15 protein-coding genes are annotated in these 18,085 nt (G+C 36.1%); 11 read left to right on the forward strand and 4 right to left on the reverse strand.

The annotated features are described in order from the left end of the window. Window positions 1-8: 8 nt before the first annotated feature. Together MKY29_RS01875 and MKY29_RS01880 are read right to left on the reverse strand one after the other, a co-directional pair. Window positions 9-782 (reverse strand): gluconate 2-dehydrogenase subunit 3 family protein, encoded by a 774-nt coding sequence (locus tag MKY29_RS01875; RefSeq protein WP_340878831.1) that lies wholly within the window; start codon window positions 780-782, stop codon window positions 9-11. A gap of 83 nt (window positions 783-865) precedes the next feature. Further along, the gene (locus MKY29_RS01880) at window positions 866-1,123 is read right to left on the reverse strand and encodes a hypothetical protein (protein WP_241597616.1); all 258 of its coding nucleotides are present in this window, start codon (window positions 1,121-1,123) and stop codon (window positions 866-868) included. A gap of 419 nt (window positions 1,124-1,542) precedes the next feature. On the opposite strand from MKY29_RS01880, the gene MKY29_RS01885 reads away from it, so the two are divergent. Next, window positions 1,543-1,749 (forward strand): twin-arginine translocase TatA/TatE family subunit, encoded by a 207-nt coding sequence (locus tag MKY29_RS01885; RefSeq protein WP_093496688.1) that lies wholly within the window; start codon window positions 1,543-1,545, stop codon window positions 1,747-1,749. 397 nt (window positions 1,750-2,146) lie between these two features. On the opposite strand, the gene MKY29_RS01890 is transcribed toward MKY29_RS01885, so the two are convergent. Further along, window positions 2,147-3,886 carry an ABC transporter ATP-binding protein gene (locus MKY29_RS01890; RefSeq protein ID WP_093493382.1) on the reverse strand — a complete coding sequence of 580 codons (1,740 nt, stop codon included), beginning with the start codon at window positions 3,884-3,886 and terminating at the stop codon, window positions 2,147-2,149. 563 nt (window positions 3,887-4,449) lie between these two features. Here MKY29_RS01890 and MKY29_RS01895 point away from each other — a divergent pair. The 9 genes from MKY29_RS01895 to MKY29_RS01935 all read left to right on the forward strand — a co-directional run bounded on the left by MKY29_RS01895 (window position 4,450) and on the right by MKY29_RS01935 (window position 17,094). Continuing rightward, window positions 4,450-5,895 carry an ABC transporter permease gene (locus MKY29_RS01895; protein ID WP_241597609.1) on the forward strand — a complete coding sequence of 482 codons (1,446 nt, stop codon included), beginning with the start codon at window positions 4,450-4,452 and terminating at the stop codon, window positions 5,893-5,895. Window positions 5,896-5,914: 19 nt separating this feature from the next. Further along, window positions 5,915-7,405: an ABC transporter permease gene (locus MKY29_RS01900; RefSeq protein WP_241597607.1), complete on the forward strand. Its 1,491-nt coding sequence runs from the start codon at window positions 5,915-5,917 to the stop codon at window positions 7,403-7,405. A gap of 30 nt (window positions 7,406-7,435) precedes the next feature. After that, entirely contained in the window at window positions 7,436-9,247 is a 1,812-nt protein-coding gene (locus MKY29_RS01905; protein WP_093493384.1) for an ABC transporter substrate-binding protein, read from the forward strand. Between the two features lie 807 nt (window positions 9,248-10,054). Next, window positions 10,055-10,693, forward strand: coding sequence for a GntR family transcriptional regulator (locus MKY29_RS01910; RefSeq protein WP_093493387.1), 639 nt, complete (start codon window positions 10,055-10,057; stop codon window positions 10,691-10,693). 644 nt (window positions 10,694-11,337) lie between these two features. Further along, the gene (locus MKY29_RS01915; RefSeq protein WP_269923263.1) at window positions 11,338-11,595 is read left to right on the forward strand and encodes a hypothetical protein; all 258 of its coding nucleotides are present in this window, start codon (window positions 11,338-11,340) and stop codon (window positions 11,593-11,595) included. Window positions 11,596-11,667: 72 nt separating this feature from the next. Beyond that, complete coding sequence (locus MKY29_RS01920; protein WP_093493390.1) at window positions 11,668-12,441, forward strand: gluconate 2-dehydrogenase subunit 3 family protein; 774 nt, start codon at window positions 11,668-11,670, stop codon at window positions 12,439-12,441. A gap of 23 nt (window positions 12,442-12,464) precedes the next feature. Then, window positions 12,465-14,189 (forward strand): GMC family oxidoreductase, encoded by a 1,725-nt coding sequence (locus tag MKY29_RS01925; protein WP_340878832.1) that lies wholly within the window; start codon window positions 12,465-12,467, stop codon window positions 14,187-14,189. Window positions 14,190-14,405: 216 nt separating this feature from the next. Beyond that, window positions 14,406-15,815 (forward strand): VWA domain-containing protein, encoded by a 1,410-nt coding sequence (locus MKY29_RS01930; RefSeq protein WP_340878833.1) that lies wholly within the window; start codon window positions 14,406-14,408, stop codon window positions 15,813-15,815. A gap of 154 nt (window positions 15,816-15,969) precedes the next feature. Further along, window positions 15,970-17,094, forward strand: a complete 1,125-nt coding sequence (locus MKY29_RS01935; RefSeq protein WP_340878834.1) for an NADH-dependent flavin oxidoreductase — start codon at window positions 15,970-15,972, stop codon at window positions 17,092-17,094. Window positions 17,095-17,155: 61 nt separating this feature from the next. Here MKY29_RS01935 and MKY29_RS01940 read toward each other — a convergent pair whose 3' ends face one another. Then, window positions 17,156-17,293, reverse strand: a complete 138-nt coding sequence (locus MKY29_RS01940) for an SDR family oxidoreductase (protein WP_445677859.1) — start codon at window positions 17,291-17,293, stop codon at window positions 17,156-17,158. 51 nt (window positions 17,294-17,344) lie between these two features. Between MKY29_RS01940 and MKY29_RS01945 the strand changes: the two genes are divergently transcribed. Beyond that, a complete protein-coding gene (locus MKY29_RS01945) occupies window positions 17,345-18,070 on the forward strand; it encodes a 3-ketoacyl-ACP reductase (protein WP_093493398.1) in 726 nt (241 codons plus the stop codon). Window positions 18,071-18,085 lie beyond the last annotated feature (15 nt).

Genomic DNA, 18,085 nt, shown 5'->3' on the forward strand with positions numbered 1-18,085 from the left:
CCTTTCGATTAATGTTTATGTTGTGAATTCAAGCTTGTCGGTTCGATTTTTACAAATTCATCTTTTTCAATGATATTTGCATAACTCATTTGATGGCCCGGGAAGTTTTTCATCTTCCATCCTGCCATATCTTTATTCCCACCATATAAAGGATCGGCATAAGCACCTTCAATAGTTGCACTTTTTAGTAATGAGAAGAAATATGTAGAAGTAACAGCACCATTTAATGTGACTTCACCTGCTTCAAAAGCTTGTAAAATAGCAACCTGTTCTTCCGCTGTTATTTCTGAAAACTTTGCTTTATATTGTTTTGCTGCTTCTGAATTTAAAGCTTCAATCCCTAGATTGAAAATTTGTTGTCTGTTTAAGTGTGTTTGATGTCCGAACAATGGTGTAGCTTCTGCTGGATAAAATGGTCCAGACATATATTCTTTAGAATTTAGTCCCCAACTTCCAGCAAGCTGATGGTCAATATAAAAAGCAACGAGTAATTCTTTTGCTCCTGGTCCTACTTCTGTTTTTGGAAATATTTGTTCTGCCGCTGCATCAATTGTGTCGAATTGTGTTTTGTCAAAATACATTAGTGCTTGGTTAAAATTTACTGCTGTTGCTGTAGTATGAACACCTGTTTCATGAGTTTGAGTTGTTGAGTCTTTACTTAGTAAAGAACCTAGAGCTCCACCTAGTACAACCCCACCTACTGTTAACCCAGAATTCTTTATAAATGTACGTCTAGATGAACGTTTGTCTAAGTATGGAGCATTTTTTTCCTGATCTGACATAATATAACCTCCAGTATAAATAAGTAGAAAATTGAACGAATTTCTTTATTTAGGTAAATAATAAATTAAAAAAAATATACTCATTAATGAACGATAGTATGCCAGTTGTATACTAATGAGAATAAGACAGTATAAACCAATAAAGAAGCGATAAAGTATATATGTTTTGTTCCTGTCCAGCAAAGAACAATGATAGCTAGTCCAATACCTGAACCTAATAATGCAAACCAAGGGAATTCATTGTTATAGAAAAAAAGACCTAGTGATAAGTCTGCCGCTATAAATAATGCAAAAAGAACTTGATTCAAGAGTTTTAATTCTTCTAAATTATATTGAGTCACTTTTGTTCTCCTTCGATTAATAAACTATTTAAAAATGTACCGATACAAAACAACCGTTTCCAAGTCTACTCCTTTTTTTTCACGATTTCTACACATTTGCAAAAAAAATAAAATATAGTTTTATTCTGAAAATAACGTTAAATTACTCTCTTTTCTACAAATTAATATGGAGGATACACAATGTTAGTGGTACAAAACGACTAATTAAATCTCTGAGAAAACATGCCAATAGACTATACGTAATCTTATTTTTTTAGTGGTTGATTTCATTATCAGTAAATAGTTTTTATAACTATGTGTTTACAAATTGGGACGAAGGAGTATAATGTGTAATTGTTACAAAACAACCAATACTTTTGAATACTACTTATGCATAAATTTACAGGATTATTATATATATTCAGTTATGAGGAGGGAACATAATGCCAAATATCGGTGTACCAGGTTTAATCATTATATTAATAATTGCTTTAATCGTGTTCGGTCCGAAAAAGTTACCTCAATTAGGTAAAGCAGTTGGACAAACGTTAAAAGAATTCAAAAACTCGACTAAAGATATCGTGGACGATGTAGCAGAAGAATTTAAATTAGATGATAAAGATACAGACGATAAAAAGAAAATCTAATATTAAGAAGCCAACTATTTTAAAATAGTTGGCTTTTTTGAAAAATTAGAAAGTTTATAAAAAAGTCCCATGAATACTGAGATCAAGGCACTTTCAAGAATGAATAATCCTGCTGATTTCAGTTGCAGGTGAAGGAACGAAGGATAAGAACGCCACCTTGCACTCCAATCAATCAGTGTGTAGTACTCCATTAGAAGATTCAGCATAGCTCTAACAAAACATTCGGTAATTCATACAACGATAAGTCTGTCGAGAGTACTTCGAAAACGCTAGAAACAGATCTTGAACTATAAGGACCGGGCGTTTTGCCTGGTTTTTCTTATTATATACTGTGGCAGATTCAAATTAATTCTGATTTGTATTAATACCAGTATATCCTTTTACAAAACTGTCTTGCTTAATATTTCGGTATAGCTACCCAATGCTCTGGGGATACCTCTACTAACTCCGATTGACTTAATTGGTATTTGTCTATTTCTAAATTTTCTTCCATTAGGGCCCGTTTTTTCTTTGCTTCAATTTTAGGATCTGGAATTGGAATTGCAGCTAGTAGTGATTTTGTATATGGATGCTGAGGGTTAGAATATAGCTCCTCGCTTTCTGCAAGCTCAACAATTTTTCCTGCGTACATTACTGCTACCCTATCACTAATATGCTTGACCATCGATAAATCATGAGCAATAAACAAATAGGTAAGTCCTAAACGATGCTGAAGGTCCTCAAGTAACTCGACGATTTGAGATTGTATAGAGACATCTAAAGCAGATAATGGTTCATCGCAAACGATAAAATCAGGTTCTACAGCAAGTGCACGAGCAATTCCAATTCTTTGACGTTGTCCACCAGAAAATTCATGTGGATAACGCATAGCATGTTCAGGTTTTAGACCAACCATAATGAGTAATTCTTCCACACGCTTTTTTCTTTCCTCATTGCTTTTACTTAAACGATGAATATCTAGAGCTTGCCCGATTATATCCAGCACTTTAAATCGTGGATTTAATGAAGAATAAGGATCTTGAAAGATCATTTGCATATGTCTACGCATTGTTTTCATTTCATTTTTACTTAGCCTATTTATAGCTACCCCTTGATATAGTACATCGCCATCTGTTGGCTCATGGAGTCGTAATATTGCTCTACCGGTTGTAGATTTACCTGACCCCGATTCTCCTACTAACCCAAGTGTTTCACCTGGTTTTATGAAGAAACTAATGTTATCAACAGCTTTAAGTACATTTCCTTTTCCAGAATTGAAATGTTGCTTAAGAGAACGTACGTCTAGTAAAGGCTTTCCGTCTTCTGTTCCGATAGAACGGAGAGAAGGGCGTTTAGGTTTTTTTTTCTCATCCAAGCGTGGGAGTGCATTGAGTAGTTTTTTTGTATAGTCATGTTGAGGGTTTTCAAAAATTTCTTCTGTTGTCCCAGTTTCAACAATTTCCCCATTTCTCATGACTGCTACTCGGTCACACATCCCTGCAACTACACCTAAATCATGTGTGATTAAAATAATGGATGTTCCGAAACGTATCTGCATATCTTTCATTAGGTTTAATATTTGTGCTTGAATCGTAACATCAAGTGCAGTTGTAGGTTCATCCGCAATCAGTAGAGTAGGGCGGCAAGCCAATGCTATTGCTATCATGACCCTTTGACGCATTCCACCAGAAAATTCATGAGGGTACTGATTGAACCGACCTTCACTATCTTTAATCCCTACTAGCTTGAGAAGTTCAAGTGCTTGTTTTTTTGCATCCTTCTTGGATAACTTTTGGTGTTTCATAAGACTTTCAGCTATTTGCTTTCCAATTCGGATAGTAGGATTAAGGGAGGTCATTGGGTCTTGGAAGATCATGCTAATATCCTGACCTCGGATACTTTCCATCTCTTTTTCTGACTTGTTTATAAGATTTTCACCGAGAAATTCAATCTCGCCGTTTTTCAGCAAAGAAGGAGGGGAGGGAAGAAGTCTCATGATCGAACGAGCAGTAACACTCTTTCCACTACCGGATTCTCCAACAATTCCAATAGTTTCACCTTTTTTCACATCAAAACTTACCCCTCGCACAGCCTCAAATTCTGTTTCGTTCGTTAGAAACGAGATATTTAAATCTTTCACTCTTAGAACAGTCTCCAATATAAACACCTACCTAATTCAGTATATGTAATTAATCATGTCTATTTCATAACTACTTGTTTTACTTAAAAATACGGATATTTATTTAATAAAGAAACTTTTTAATGGGTTTTTAAAAGTCGATTCCATTGCTTGGATCGGCAAGCGTTCGACTAGAATGGAAATCATATAAAACCAGGAATACTTATGTGATATTTTACTGAATTATCCCTTTACTTAAAGTGGACTTCGTTGATTGGAGCGTAAGACGGCGACTCCAGTGGGAACAACACGAACTGAAAGCCCTGCAGGAAAGACATTGGTCGAACTCTGTTTGACCAATGTCTTTGCGACGAGTAACCGCAGGAGCATATGTTTTCGCAGTGACGAGGAGATTGAAGTCGTGCCCACGGAAAGCATCCGTCTAGAGAGGAAATCAACTTTGTTCGGATTTTACTACTAATTACTTCTTTATGAAATTGGCTCAATTAATAAATAAATGTCATTGACTTAATAAAATTCAAAATCTATACTATACAATACCACTAGGAATTCTAATATATCAGAAAGGAGGTAAATAGTCGATGGGAATAAATAAAGAACCATCGGTGAATTTGGTTTTTTTTGATCATCTTGCGTATATATTTGAAAAAATGATGAAGAGAAATACGTATAAATATTTGTTGCTTCTTCTAGGGTTTCCCTTACATGTCGTTATTTTTATCATCTACCGATTGAAGAGAAACAATGATACATATTCTATTATTCATAAAAAAATAAATGCTTCGTTACAAACGTCAGGGCTCAAAGAACAATTAAAAAGTGAATTCAAAGAACAATACGTCCGGAAACATGCTTTCTTTCATGAGACAGTGGATGAACAGCATATGAACAGTGAAGTAGATAGGCTTGCACAAGAAAAATACTCGAAGTTACTTGCGGAAAATATTGATGCTGAGTATGAACAGCAAGGTTTAGTAAAGCTCAATTATATTTCGTATTTTAGAGATTTACTAAAAAAACCACTGTTTTTAATTGTTTCGTTTATCCCTGGAGTACTAATGTATATACTGCTTTTTTTGATTAGTAATTTCTTTATTAAATTTGTTTTCGAACGTCTAGTTATGAGTGTTTTAGTTATTGCGGGGGTCTCGGTTCTAGTGTTTACTATTTTGTATTTGTCACCTTTTGATCCCGCAGCGAATCTTTTAGGAGAAGCTGCAACAAAAGAGCAAATAGCATCTTTTAATCATACCTATGGTTTGGATCTGCCTTACTTGGCACAATTATGGAATGCTGTAAAAGGCATTTTCACGTTTGACCTAGGAGCTTCCTTTACTGGAAATGAAGACGTTGCAGCAAGCATTGCTAATAAGTTTCCTATCACTTTAACAATTGCGATTTTCTCACTCTTGATGGCAGTTGTTATAGCAATACCAGTTGGAATCATTTCAGCAACTAGACAAAACACATTTTTAGATTATTCGTTTATGTTTATAGCGTTAATTGGTTTATCTATTCCGAATTTCTGGCAGGGCTTAATATTTATCTTGAATTTTTCTATTAAATTGCAATGGTTACCAGCGACTTATAATCCTCAGAATTTGTTATCTATTATTATGCCTGTAATAGTTTTAGGGACGGGGCTTACAGCATCTGTTGCAAGAATGACTCGCTCCTCTATGCTAGAAATAATAAATGAAGATTATATTATTACGGCAAAAGCTAAGGGGCTTAATGAGCGTCAGGTACTTTGGAAACATGCAATTGGTAATGCTATGATTCCCATCATTACAGTAATTGGATTGCTGTTTGGGGATATGCTCGGTGGAGCCGCTGTTACTGAGAAAGTTTTCAATATTAGTGGTATAGGAAGCTATATCGTTGATAAGCAGTTTATTCCTGACATTCCTGCCATCATGGGTGGGGTAATTTATATTGCTATAACAATTTCATTAGTAAACGTGCTCATCGATATTTTGTATGCGTTTTTCGACCCTCGCATTCGATCTAAGATGAAGCAACTGTAATTTAGAAGTAGGTGTAGAGGTGAATTCATTTAAAAAACATGCTTTGAAATTGTCTCGGGAGTATACGCAAGCAAACTTTGCATGGGTTCTTTCTTTCGCAGTAAGCCTGGTTTTCCTGATAAATAGTTTCAACTACAAAGAAGGAACGATTAAGTCACTTGTTTTTACTATATTTATAGTTTACGCCGTATTCACTGTATATCAATTATTCCTAACCTGGAAAATTAAAAAAGATCTTTTGAAATTTGGTGCAATACAACCTACTACAAGAAAGCTCGGATATATTCAACTTTTAAGTATATTGAGTGCAAATGTTTTTACGGCATCATTTGCTTTTAACTTGATTAAAAAGAAAAAAACACCAGAGTATACGTTTGCTGTATATATGTTATTTACACAAATTTTCGTAATTGCTGTCTCGGCTTTCAACTTATTTAAACCGTATGTGACAGATACTTTTGTTCCTGCTATGGGTATTCTTCTAGGAATCCTGTTTTTTCAAATAGTGACCTTAGTTCTTGTGGGGAAATATGTACAGGATGAATCGGCGCCATCTTGGTTCCTTATCATTGCTGTATTATTAATTATTTCATCACTAACTGGAAATTTGTTTAATCTGTTACTGGGTATTAGTTTAGTCATTAAGGCTCGCAGCTACGATCGTTCTAGAATTATGAAGTGGAACACGATGTGGAATAAAATTACTCGGAATTCCACTGCAATATTAGGATTGTTCTTCATCATTCTTATGCTTTCTCTATCAGTTTGTAGCAAGTATACATTCGATTATGATTTGGCTGTTGAAAATGACTATGGAAGTTTGCTACAAAAACCAAGCTTAGAACATCCCTTTGGAACTGATGATTTTGGTAGAGACCTATTTTCAAGAATTATTTTTGGAGCAAGAATATCTCTTCTGGTAGGATTTGCGTCTACAATCATTCCGCTAATTATTGGCGGGTTTCTTGGAGCAATAGCGGGCTATTATACGAAACGAGCGGATAACATTATTATGAGATTGCTAGATATTTTGTATGCTATTCCAGGAATTTTACTTGCCATAGCTATTATTGCTGCATTCGGAGCTAACACGATGAATCTAATACTAGCTCTTAGTGTTGGTGCCATTCCAAGCTATGCACGAACGATGAGGGCGAACGTACTTATGGTATCGAATTATGAATATGTAGATTCTGCACGTGCATTAGGTTCGTCTGACTTATCTATAATTTTTAAGCAGATTGTACCAAACTCTCTTGCGCCAATGATTGTAAAAGCCACTTTAACTATTGGTGGCGCTGTAATTGCAACTAGTAGCTTAAGTTTCCTTGGACTAGGGGTTGAACCACATATTCCAGAATGGGGAAATATTTTAAAAATAGGAAGTACTTATCTTGAATCTCATTCCTATCTAGCAATTATACCGGGGCTAGCAATTATAGGTCTTGTATTATCTTTCAATTTTTTAGGAGATGGGTTAAGAGATGCTTTTGATCCGAGGATGGATTAAAAAAATAATATTATATAGGAGGACATGGATATGAAAAAAAGTTTATTGGCAATACTGTTTAGCTTTGTATTGATATTAGCTGGATGCGTAAATACGAAGTCTGACGTAGCGGACAAAGGAAATGATAATAAAGATGTAAAAACGGATGATACTCCGGTCGCTATTGAACTGTTAGGTATGAGTACTGGGGAAGCGGATATGAACATCGTACGTGATCAACTGATTAAAAATGGTTTTGATGTGAAGCTGAATATCCAACCAGATTACGGAAGCTTTACAGCTCAAAAAGATGCTGGTAACTATGATTTAGCACTATCTAGCTGGACAACAGTTACAGGGAATCCTGATTATGCGGTACGTTCACTATTCAAATCAGACGGTGACAATAGTATTATGTCTGATGAAGAAGTGGATAAGTTAATTGATAAAGCAAGTACAGAAACGGAAGAAGATTTTACAGAAACATATAAACAATTAGAGCAACATCTTGTTCTGGATAAAGCATATATTGCACCTCTTTATAATTCATTCAAAGCACAGGGTGTAAACAAAGAAATTTTAAATGCAGATACGGTAAGACTGGCAAAATCACGTGCAGTTGCATGGGAGTCTATTGACTTTACAGACACTTCTAACAGAGCAACACAACCATTAATAATGCAGCAAGCAATTGGAGCACTAACATCTTTAGATCCGATTAAGGGAAATGACGGTTCTATTAATACGTTAAACACTAATATGTATGTAAGACTTGTAAATTTAACAGATGACGATAAAGTTGTTTCAGATGGCTCATTATCACTTAATCATGCAATTGCCGAAGGGAATCAATCTTATTACTTCCTTCTTCGTGATGATATAAACTTTGCTGCCGTTGCAGATAAAAAAGCAGTTGATACTGGGGAACGCGTTGGTGCAGATGATGTTGTATTCTCGATGAACCGTGCTAAAGACGAAAAGTCTGTACCAGATCACCGCACATATAGCTTACATGAAAGTATGGAAGCAATCGAAGTAGTAACGGACCTGTCAGAGCTTGATGTCAAACAATCTGGAAGCGATGTTACTGTAAAAGAAGCTCTTGAAAATGGCTTAGATGCTAAAATCACAGAATTAGTAGTAGACAAAAATACAGCAGATAATGCAGCAGGAAAATATCAAGTAGTTAAAATTACTACTGTAAATCCTTTCCCGCAAGTACTAAATTATTTAGCTCACCAATCTGCTGGAATCGTATCTAAGAAACAAGTAGAAAGCATAAATACGTACGATGTCGAAACATTTGATGTAAATACAGATATTCCTTATGGAGACCAAAACACAGTTACAGAAGGTGACAAGTATAACAATACGTTATATGCAAGCGGTCCTTACATCTTGTCATTTAAAAATGATTACGAAGCTATATTCTTGAAGAATCCAGCGTACATGACAGGAACAGAAAATGAAGCTAAAATCTCCAATGTAACTGTACGTTTCATACAAGATCCGGATAGCGCGCTCTCAGCATTACGTAATGGAGAAATCCATATATTCAATGGAGTACCAGAAACAAAATATGACCTAGTAGAGGGTGATAGTAAATTAACCCTTCAAAAAAATGACAGTAACGCTGTATCCTATCTGTTGTTCAATACTCAAAATCGTGAAGTATCTAATAGTGAAGATTTAAGAAAAGCTATTCTGTATTCCATTAACCAAGATGAAATTTTGAATTATTACCAAGGAAACAAAAACAAAGCAGTTTCTACTGTAAGTCCACTTGTTGATACTGGAAATGAGGTAGTTGCAGATCCAGCGAAAGTGAAGGAGTTCTTAGAAGCTTACCATGCAAGTAAATAATAATTATAAAGCACCGGTTTCTAATACAAATTTCGATTTGTATTAGAGGCTGGTATTTTTTTGAAAAAGATAAGAAAGTATAAAAAAATGTCCCGTGAACACTGGGTTTTCGACACTTTTAAGAGTGAATAATCCTGCTGATTTCCGTTTCAGGTGGAGTACGAAGGCTAAGTGCGCCACGTCGTGTGGCAACGCCTTCGTGACCAACATCCTGTTGGCCTCCGCGGGGGGAGCGATGAACCACCACCGCCCCTTCGGGTACGTTGTGATGTTTCACCTGTCTCCCTCATCCCGCCGGAGTCGCCACCTTTCACTTCAATCAATGTAATGAGTATTACTCCACTAGGTGATTTGGCAAAGAATATTGCTTTGATGATAAGATTTTCCTTATTACTAGCGCTAATTTCATCTGGACGTTTTATCATATAATCCTCGTTTATTTAGCTGACTTGTTTCCAATTATCCGTTTTGTAAAGTGAACATGGTTGATTGGCGTGCAGGGCGGAGACTCCAGTGGGAACAGTACGAGCTGAAAGCCCCGCAGGAAGGACATTGGTCAACTTTTTTTGACCAATGTCTTTGCGACGAGTAACCGCAGGAGCATATGTTTTTGGAGTGACGAGGAGATTGAAGCCGTGCCCACGGAAAGCGTCCGCCCGGAGAGGAAATCAACGGCATGTCTATGTTTCTGTTCTTAAAGGACCGGGTGTCTTCTTTCATCAAAGGATGTAGTATTCTTTAAAAAAATAATTTGTAAAGTATAATTAGTGAGTATATAAATTTAAAATAGCTTCAGGGGGTTAAGATATGGTTTCCAACAAAATGAATGCGCAAAAATTGGCTTATGAATACATTCGAGAATCTATGCTTAATGGAACTTATAAAGGAGGAATGAAGCTCGTAGAAGAACGTCTTGCTGATGAGATTGGTGTTAGTCGTACACCAATTCGTGAAGCGATTAAAAGATTAGAGCAAGAAGGTTTAATTAAGAACAAGCATATTTATAATCCTACAGCACAGGATTTGATATACATATATGAGATGCGCATAGTACTAGAAAGTTTTGCAGCAAATAGAGCGGCGAAAAATATGACAGCAGAAAAGGTTAAAGAACTTGAGAATACCATACAGAAATCTCGTGACTCGCTTATGGAAGGACAGTCAAAAAATATATACAATGCAAACCAACGCTTTCATGAATTAATTATAAATGAATGTCAAAACCCAATAATGATTGAAAGGTTAGAACAAGCTCAGACAATTTTCTATTTATTTAGCTTAAGGCTCGATATATATAGTCGACCACATATAATAGATGAGCATGAAGAAATTTACAAAGCCATTAAGAATAAAAATGAACAACTTGCTGGTGATCTAATGTCTAAACATTTATATAAAGACATGAATTTTACTCTGGAGATTATCGGTAGGAATGGACAGTTTTAGAGTACACCAAGATGATCAAATTGCATTTCCAAAAACGAATTTATCCGCAATACGAAAATAAATAATTTTTTAACATACATAAAGCACTAATTCTACAATTTGCAAATGAATTAGTGCTACCTTTGTATATATTTACTTGTGAAATCATCGAAATTAATAAATAACCATCGAGTGATCAGCATATGCAAATTTAAGATTTCTCCGCCAAAGGCATAAGATGTTATTGCATCTCTTATACGATATCTTCTTTTTAGTCCACTTAATTGTTCCTTTACAATCTCTTTTAAATCTCCAATTTACTTTAAAGTTTTGCCCAAGCAAATAGCACATTCAAGTAAAAAAAGTGAAGAACCATATTTTCTAAATGCTTCTTTTAATGGAAACTAATTAATAGTCTCTCTCCATCACTAAGAAAAACAAAATCTTTTTACCGCAAATTTTATTAGATATTTCTTATAACTAGCAAGTTGAGGGATAGGAAAGAAGGCAATGATTATATATCCTCATTTGCTAAGTTTTTAATATATACAAATAACAAAGGAGTGTAGTAGAATAATAGATGTTATTTTTGTATACAAAAAGTATGTTTTTGTATACAAAAATTATTTAAGATAATTTTAATTGCATATAAAAGGAGATTAAGTATGACGCAATACAATTTAGAAGAATTGAGGATGCTCAATCAAGTGCTACTGGCCCTTTTTATCGTAGCTGATTTTGCCCTTTTACTCTTTTTTAATAATAGTCCATTCCCTTGGTTTGCCCTATTAGGTTCTGGAATTGGTTTATCCATTATTGTTCTTTGTTGGACAGGAAGAAAACACACTATTTTTATAGCTTCATTACTTGTTTTTTCAGCTCTACATACAATTGTTTATAATTGGAGCTCTATTGTGCATTAAAAGAAAAAATTTTGCACATTTTCTATTTAACTAGTTAAATAGAAAATTACTAAATTTATGGGAGGTTTTATAATGTCAGAACAAGAAAAGAAAGAGTCCGTTTTAGATAAACGTTCGTCTAGACGTACGTTCATTAAAAACTCTGGTTTGACAGTAGGCGGAGTTGTTTTAGGTGGAGCTTTAGGAAGTCTTCTAATAAAAGATGATAAATCGACAACACATAATACTGTTACTCAGAATCACGCAAAAACGCCTGCTGCTAATCCAAATGTAGCTCTAATGTTCTTCACACCAAGCCAATATCAGGTTACTCAAGCAGCAGTGGATCGTATTTTTCCTGAAGATGCAAATGGCCCTGGTGCCAAAGAACTTAATGCTGCTATTTACATTGATCACCAATTGGCAGGTCCATGGGGTTCTAACGTAAAAGATTACCGTTTGGGTGCATTTTATAAAGCGGAAGAAAACCAAGGTCCACAAACGAAAATTCTTCGTAAAGATTTGTTTCTAGCTGGTTTAGACAGCTTAAACACGTATAGTAACAAACAATTTAAAGTTGACTTTAAAGAGTTAGAAGCTACTCAACAAGATGAAGTTCTACTGGCTTTTAGTGAAGGGAAAGTTGAATTATATGGAAAGGTTTCCTCTTCTCAATTTTTCAATTTACTACGCACATTGACTATTGAAGGTGTATATGCAGACCCAATGTATGGTGGTAATAATGAAATGCTTGGCTGGAGTATGCGTAAGTATCCAGGATCACGCATGCAATACGTGGCTGAAATACAAGATGAAAAATTTATAGAACTTGAACCACAAAGTTTAAATTCTCATATGGGACATTAATAATAGAAGGGACTGACTTTTAAATGGTTACAAAATTACCTAAAGTACCTGTCGTAGTAGTAGGGATGGGTTGGGCTGGTGGCATAGTCTCAGCTGAACTAACAAAAGCAGGGATAAACGTTGTTGGATTAGAACGCGGTAAAGACCGGACAACAGCTGATTATACAATGGGACATGATGAACTTCGTTACCAACATCGTCAAGAATTAATGCAAGATCTTTCTAAAGAAACTATTACTTATAGAAATACAGTATCAGGTAAAGCTTTACCGATGCGTCATTATGGTACATTCATAGTAGGAGACGGAGTTGGTGGTGCAGGTAGTCACTGGAATGGACAAACTTATCGTTTCTTACCCTATGATTTCGAAATTCGTTCAAAAACAATTGAGCGTTACGGAATCGAGAAAATTCCTGCTTGGATGGAAGGTCTTAACGACTGGGGTATAACTTATGATGAAATGGAACCATATTATGACACATTCGAAAAAATGGCTGGTATTTCAGGTGAAACAGTCGAACTATGGGGGAAACGTACTAATCCATATCCAACGCCTCCTCTAGTGAAAACTCCATTAATGAAAGAATTCGAAAAAGCAGCAACAAGCTTAGGATACAAACCTTTCGTTATTCCAGCAGCTAACCTTTCTGAAAGCTATACAAATCCGGATGGCATCTCTCGTGGAGCATGTCAGTACTGTGCGTATTGTGAAAACTTCGGATGTGAATATGGAGCTAAAGGTGACCCTGCTGTTACAGTAATTCCGGTTGCTAAACAAACAGGTAAGCTAGATCTTCGTACACATTCTAATGTTTTAGAATTAACTAAAAGTGGTGGTAAAGCAAGCGGAGTTATTTATGTAGACATGCTTACTGGAGAAAAGTTTGAACAACCTGCAGATGTAGTTGTTGTGGCAAGTTATGTATTCAACAATTCTCGTTTGCTTCTAAACTCTGGTATTGGTACTCCTTATGATCCCAAAACAGGTAAAGGGACAATTGGTAAAAATTACTGTTACCAAGTAACTGCTGGAAGTTCTCAGCTATTCTTCGAGGATAAAGAGTTCAATCTGTACGGCGGTGCTGGTGCATTAGGAATGGAAATTGCTGAATATATGGGTGATAACTTTGACCATTCCGAAGTAGACTTCATTCATGGAGCTGGCATTCGTTCAACACAATACGGCGACCGTCCAATTGCTGTAAACCGTGTACCCGCAGGAACACCAAACTGGGGTGCTGAGTTCAAAGAGAAATCTATTAAATATGCGAATTCAAACTTCCCAGTTAAAACGCAGGGCGCTTCTTTACCACATAAAGAAAATTACCTTGATCTTGATCCGGAATTTAAAGATGAATTTGGATATCCATTATTACGCATGACATATGAATATACAGATAATGATCGTGCAATGGGTAAATACATGTCGGCTATCACACGTAAATTTGCAGAGGAAATTGGTGCAGATATTATTGATACAAATGAAGAGCAAGGTCCATTTAACGTAAACAAAGATTCCAACACACATAATACAGGTGGAGTAATTATGGGAACAGACCCAGAGAAATCAGCGCTAAACACTTACCTACAAATGTGGGAAGCTGAAAACGTATTTGTTTTAGGTGCATCTGCATTTCCACATAATAGTAGCTTTAATCCAACTGGTACACTGGGTGCACTTTCTTATCGTGCAGCAGAAGGTATTCAAAAATATTTAAAAGAAGGCGGATTTCTAGTTAAAGCATAAATGACAACTAGTTATTCTTCAAAAGAGCTCTTGACCCGTATTTAATATGTGGTCAGGAGTTTTTTTATAGAGAACTAAAAGTATATAGTGTTTCTACAAAATAACGTCTAGTGAGCAAATGGGCTATTTCTGATTTCTAAAATCACATTCACTTTTAGTGAAACAAATACTAGGTACATACGTATAGAAACTAAAGGTTAATAAAGGAGGTCTTCAATGTTGAGAAAAATTATTCCCGTTGTTTTACTCGCATTGCTTGTCTCGGGCTGTAGTGAAAATGAAAAAGCAGAGGTCACTGAGCAGTTAGAGGAGACAGTTGTAAAGGAACAAAAAGGTATGGAGAAATCTAAAGAAGCAGACCTTAGTGTCATCGACAAAGTAGTGATTCCCACAACAATAGAAGAATGGAAGCATACGGAGCCTGGATTGTTTGCACTTGACTATACATTAGATTATGAAACATCTAGCTGGCCAAAGGATGCTAGGGAACTAAGCTCGGAGGAAAAGAAACAGATAGAAAGTGTAGTAACAGCAACAGATGATACCAGTGTAATGTTGCAGGCTTTACAATATTACTTTGGAAGTAATGTATATAAAGATTTACTAGATAAGCAGATTAACTATGCTGCGGTCATGAACGAGCCATATTTACCAAAACCAACAAAAGAATTCGGTGCAGAGGAGAATGATGAGAAGGTTGCACCACCAAAAGCCTTTCTGTTGTTGGACGCTAGCTCCAGTATGCTACTTTCAGTAGATGGGAAGCAAAAAATGGGTATTGCTAAAATTGCGGTTAAACGGTTTGCGAAAACTTTAGGAGAAGACAATGAAGTCTCCCTTTATGTTTATGGACATGCTGGAACACAGGAAGATAAGGACAAAGAACTCTCATGTACACAAATAGATGAAGTATTTCCATTCCAAAGTTATAAGGAAAAAGAATTTGATACTACGGTAGATGCGGTGGCTGCCAAAGGGTGGACTCCATTAGCTGCTGCTATTCAGACGGTCAATGCGGCGAGCAAAGATATGGAAGGTCCATTAACAGTCTATATTGTAAGTGATGGAGCAGAAACTTGTGATGGAGATCCGATTAAAGCAGCAGAAGAGTTTGCGCAGGATAACGAGAATCGTAAAGTGAATATTATTGGATTTAATGTGGACCAAAAAGGAGAAGACCAGTTAAAAGCAGTAGCTGAAGCTGGTAATGGAGAGTATATTTCTGCAAATAATAGCGAAGAATTAAATAATAGTATTGCTGAAAAGTGGGTTATCCCTAGTATGACAGATGTAGTTCATATTAAGCTATCAGGACCTAATGGTTTTGCGGTATCTAATGCAAAATATTCAATAGGACAACTGTCATTGAAACTAAATAATGCAGTCACAATAGAAAGTAGTCGCTTCAGAGAAATGATTCAGTTATTAGTTACGGAAGAGATGATTACGAAGGAACAAGGAGAAGAACTTACCGAGATGGTTAATCAGCGTAAGGACCAATTACTTGCCATCAATAAAGAACTAAAAACCGCTAAAGACAAAGAGGTTGATGATGAGTATGAGCGCATTCATCAAAACATCGATGCTTGGGCAAATGAAATAGAAAAAATTAGAGCAGAGCAATAAATAAATCCCTATGTAGCATACTATCATTGAATAGTTTGTTCATAGGGATTTTTGGATTGCAGATTGTTGGAAGATTACGGCCAACTTCTGTACTATTAAAAAGAGATCACACATTGTCCTTCGCCGGAAGGGCTAGTAGAGGAGTTAAAAAACTATGAAGCAAAAATACGAGAAGATTTTTCAAGAATTTACTTTTCCATCAGGTGTAGAAGTAAAAAATCGAATAATGGTAGCGCCGATGACTAACTATTCCTCTGAAGAAAGTGGGGAAGTTTCTGAAAGAGAGCTAGCTTATTATAAAGAACGTACTGGTGGAGTGGGGACATTCATTACCGCTTGTGCGTATGTAAGTAAGGATGGAAAGGGATTTCCAGGCCAATTCAGTATAGATGATGACAAATTTCTGCCGGGATTGAAAAAACTAGCAAAAGCTATTCAGTCGAATGGTACAAAAGCGATTATCCAAATTTATCATGGAGGCAGACAGTCACCTCCAGAATTACTTCCAGATAAACAACCTGTTTCAGCAAGTGCAGTTGCTGCGGAACGTGAAGGTGCAATAGTTCCGAGAGAAATGTCAGAGGATGAAATTAATAATACAATCCAGGACTTTGGAGATGCTACTAGAAGAGCTATTGAAGCAGGCTTTGATGGTGTAGAAATCCATGGAGCAAACACTTACTTATTACAACAATTCTTCTCGCCGCATTCAAATAGAAGAGAAGACCAGTGGGGTGGTTCCCTTGAGAATCGGATGAAGTTTCCTATGGCGATCGTAAATTCTGTTAAAAAAGCAGTCAAGGATCATGCAAAAAAACCATTTGTAGTTGGTTATCGAATATCCCCAGAAGAGGGCAGTAATCCAGGTATTCAATTGGAAGATACACTTCATTTTGTAGATAAGCTAGCAGATCAAGGCTTAGATTATTTACATGTGTCTGTTAATCATTTTTGGAATGGCTCCTTCCGTGAAGAAGATAAAACAGAGTCTAGAATTATTAAGATACATGAAAGAGTAGGGAATCGTACTCCAGTAGTTGGGGTAGGTTCATTGCATACACCAGATGAAGTAGTAGAAGCACTTGAAACAGGTGTACCCTTCATTGCACTAGGTCGAGAATTATTGATGGAACCAAACTGGGTGGAGAAAGTTCAAGCTGGTCAGGAAGATCAAATACGTAAAACCCTTTCTAGGCAAGCGCAAGAAGAGCTAGTTATTCCAGATCCATTGTGGGATAGACTGATGAATGTAAAAGGCTGGTTACCGGTAGAAGACTAAAAAAAAACGAGAAAAGTGATTATCACTTCTCTCGTTTTTTAGATGCAAAGTTTTATTTTAATTAACGTGAAGTATAACCTGCATCCGCGTGAATAGCCGTATCCGTCACGTAAGATGATGCATCAGATGCTAACCATAGAGAAGCTTGTGCAATTTCGCGAGGTTGACCAAATAAAGTGCGTTTATTGGAGTTTTCCATTTTTCAGCATTATGATGGAGATAGATTATTATTTCAAAGGAGTTGCTAAAAATGGGACAATCATTAAAGGGTAAAGTAGCATTTGTGACGGGAGCAGGGAGAGGTATTGGAGAAGCTATAGCTTTTGCTTTGGCAAAAGAAGGAGTAAACGTTGGACTACTAGCTAGAACAGAGGAAGCGTTAAAGGATGTAGCCAAGAAAATAGATGGCTTAGGTGTTAAAGTGGCATATGCACCAGCTGATGTTTCTTCATTAGAAGAAGTGAAACAAGCAATAGAGAAATTAACTAATGAATTAGGAACTGCCGATATATTGATCAACAATGCAGGAATTGGTGGCTTTGTGAAACTAGTAGATACAGACCCTATGGAGTGGAAAAAAATCATTGATGTTAACTTAATGGGTACTTATTATGTGACACATACAGTACTTCCGCAATTGATCGAAAAAAATGGAGGAGATATTATAAATATTTCTTCTACGAATGGTTTAAATGGAGCACCTGGTTCAAGTGCTTATAGTGCATCTAAATTCGGCGTTATTGGGCTAACAGAATCATTGGCACAGGAAGTTCGTCGAAATAATATACGTGTGACAGCATTGACTCCAAGTACAGTAGTAACCGAACTTGCTACTAAATCATCTTTAGTGGATAAAGATAAAATTGAGCAATTTATGCAACCAGAAGACATAGCAGAATTTATAGTTTCTCAATTGAAATTAAACACAAGAATTTACGTGAAGACAGCTAGTCTATTAGCGACTAATCCATTCTAATTTGCATAATAATCC

Source organism: Psychrobacillus sp. FSL K6-2365 (assembly GCF_038003165.1).
Taxonomy (GTDB): domain Bacteria; phylum Bacillota; class Bacilli; order Bacillales_A; family Planococcaceae; genus Psychrobacillus; species Psychrobacillus psychrodurans.